This window comes from Streptococcus mitis (assembly GCF_003942965.1).
Lineage (GTDB): Bacteria > Bacillota > Bacilli > Lactobacillales > Streptococcaceae > Streptococcus > Streptococcus mitis_BH.
The window spans coordinates 1-3,161 of sequence record NZ_RJOG01000053.1 but is presented as its reverse complement, the minus strand read 5'-3'; the positions used below and the strand labels follow the sequence as shown (position 1 = coordinate 3,161).

Annotated in this window: 2 protein-coding genes; both read right to left on the bottom strand. The window is 30.1% G+C overall.

Annotated features, from left to right (window positions below; genetic code table 11):
- A partial coding sequence (locus tag D8837_RS09085; RefSeq protein ID WP_142999005.1) for a UvrD-helicase domain-containing protein occupies nt 1–518 on the bottom strand: 518 nt, incomplete at its 3' end.
- Nucleotides 515–3,161 (bottom strand): ATP-dependent nuclease subunit B (gene rexB, locus D8837_RS09080; RefSeq protein WP_125456855.1); only part of this gene is annotated, 2,647 nt, incomplete at its 5' end. The genes D8837_RS09085 and rexB, both read right to left, overlap by 4 nt.

Genomic DNA, 3,161 nt, shown 5'->3' with positions numbered 1-3,161 from the left:
TTATAGTATTTGTCAAAAATATTATGAAAAACTTCGTTTTTCAAGAGTAACTGGTCTCTATCATTCTCTAAAATTCGAAAATTCGGAGCAATCTCAATAAGATATCCATGTTCCAATAAAAATTTTTGCGTAAATGAATCCATGGTACCGATGGAAGCATTTGGCAAATCAGCCAATTGTCGAGCCAAATGTTGTTTGAGAGGCAAATCTATCGTTTCTTGAAGTTTTTGGCTAATATTTTTTTCTAGTCGTTCTTTCAATTCATTTGCAGCTTTGACAGTAAAGGTTGAAATAAATAGTTGACTAATGTCAATACCTCTAGATAATTGATCAAGAATCCGCTCCGTCATAACAAAAGTTTTTCCTGAACCTGCTGATGCAGATACAAGTATATTTTGACCAGAAGTATAAATAGCCTCAATTTGTTCTTTTGACTTTTTGATACTATCATCAGATTCAGATTCTTGTTGTTTAAGTTTTTCGATCTCTGCTTCTGTTAAAAATGGAATTACTTTCATTTTTTCAACTCCTCTCTCATTTGGTTAAACCAGGCATTTTTGAGTTTTTCGTCCTTTAGTTTTGTGCCTAAAGCTGGATCTAATTTTTTAAGGAAACGGGCTTGACCTAGATGATAATTAGCTTCAAAACCAGTGATGGCTTGGTGTTGTTGAACAACTGAATCAATACTTTTACCGTCTTTTGTGTAGGGATTAATAGAAAATTCACCCTTTAAAATTTTTTCAGCTGCTTTTTTATAAAGAAAATCATTGTAGTCTATTAATATTTGCAGTTCCTCTTCCGTCAGATGATAAGCTTTGCTTTTCTTATAAAAATCACCCAATTGACTCACCTGTTTCTCTAAGAAAAGTCCATTATACTTCAATTGATTTTGAGTCTGGGTTGCCGCTTTTGATAAATCAAGAGCACCTTTTAATCTTATAATAGGAAGAGTTAAGGGCAAATACATAGCTCCAAATAAATTCTGACCATTTAACTTTTTAAGAGCTGAAAGATAAGTTGGCAGTTGAGAATTTAGACCATTAAAAAACTTATCATATTTAAAGTCATCGCCTTTTCCAGATTTATAGTCAACAACTCCAAGTAATTCCGTATTTTTTATTCTGTCAACCCTATCAATTCGACCGTTTATTAAAATTTGATATCTATCATTTAATTGAGGGTAAGTATTTGTTACTTTCTCGAATTGCTCTTCTACTTTTATTGTTTCTATTGATCGATTATTTGTAAAGAGAGGTGCCAAATCATGACAGAGTTCAATTAAACTTTTTTGACTCAGTTCCGATTCAGAGCTTTCTCTATAAAGATCAATATATTCCGGATCATTGATTACCTCTTTTATTGCTTGTTCTAAACGTGTATCAAAATCTACTGTTTCGTCTGCTTGCTCCAAAGTTTTTTCAAATATACAATGTAAAAAATTACCATGGCTTGAAGCACTAGTACGTAATAGAAGTTCCTCCTGTAAATTTAAAACACGTTTGAGATAGTATGTATATTCATTACAATAGAAGTCTTTTAATGCAGAGGTAGATAATTTAAGTGGTTTATCTTTAGGATAAAGTGCATCTAATGTTTCTTTAGATAATTTTTGAGTTATTAAAGCAGGATTCTCAAGATCTTTTTCTTTCAATTTTTTTGATACAACACGGTTTAAGACCTTGATAAATGTCAAATCTTGATCAGAATCATCAAAATCATCACGCTGATAATAAGCAACTAAACTTGATAAGACACTATGATAAGATCCAATATCATCAATTGTAATTGTCTTATTGTCTATACTTTTATTTTCTATCTTAAAGCCAAAATTTTCTAGGTCTCTAAGATAGGTTGAACCTTTACTTTCCGATTCATTTAATTGATTTGGATAAGATAAAATTAACTGCTTACGAGCGGAATTTATGAGAGATAACATCGTATAACGATTTTTCTTCAGGTTTTCATTGCTTGCAATAAATATATTAGAATTATCTCCTGTTGCTTGGTTCAATGTAGAACGTTCAACATCACTTAGTAAGCTGGTATTCTGAGCTATTTTAGGTAAATGGTCTTGAGTCAAACCGATAGCATAAACATAATCCGATGCCTGTGGAGTAATTAATTCATAACTTTGGACTAAAACCGTATCAACTGTAGCTGGGACTGTACGGTAATAAGATAAAGACATTGCAGAATAAACTAAGTCTAGAAAATCTTCTAAAGATACAATCGAATCTGAAAATACTATTGAGAATTGTTCTAACACATGACAAAAAGATTTCCATACTTCAATTTGCTTTTCTTGGTCTTTTATTTCCAAAGTATTTGTTAAATTTTGGAATTGTTGAGGGAACGAAATGTTTTTGAGAAAGCTATTCCATTCTTCTAAAATATCTTTTGATTTTTGCGAATCAATTGATAAAAAACTTGATAAATTGGTTATAACTTTCAAACGGATTTTATTGAGTTTCTTTAAATTGAATTTATTTTTATAATTCTTTGTAAAAGATTTTTCAAATTTATCCAGTCCGCTTATCCCAATATATTTTATATATTGTTCAAATGAATCAATATCATACTCTGAAAGATCAGTATACAAACCAGTTTTTAATAGATTTATCAAATCTGATTGGCGATAATTGTAACGTTTTAGAAGTAAAATACTTTCAATAAACTGTGTCATGGGATGATGCGACATTGATTCTTTTTTAGAAATATAGAATGGAATTTGATATTGATCAAAAATAGTTTTGAGAGATAAATCATACGAAGCAACATCCCCTAACAGAATTCGAAAGTTTTTATATGTCAATTGAGAATTAGAATGTAATTTTTGACGAATACTACGAGCTACTAACTCAATTTCTTCTTTTTGAGTCAAACATGACCAAATCTGTAAATTCTCCTTATCAACATCCTCAATATTCTTATCATCCATCAGAGAAAAATCATAAGAACTTTCTAGGAAATGAGAAGTTTTTCCAAATGTATCTACTATTTCGTGTTTACTAGAATAATTTTGGACAGGACTTTGATATTTATTTGCTAAACGAAGTAAAAACTCAACACTTGCTTGATATAAATTACCATCTAAGAACACACTATTAAAAGATTTTTGACTTGCATAACATCCAATAATGATTTCAACACCATTATTATGT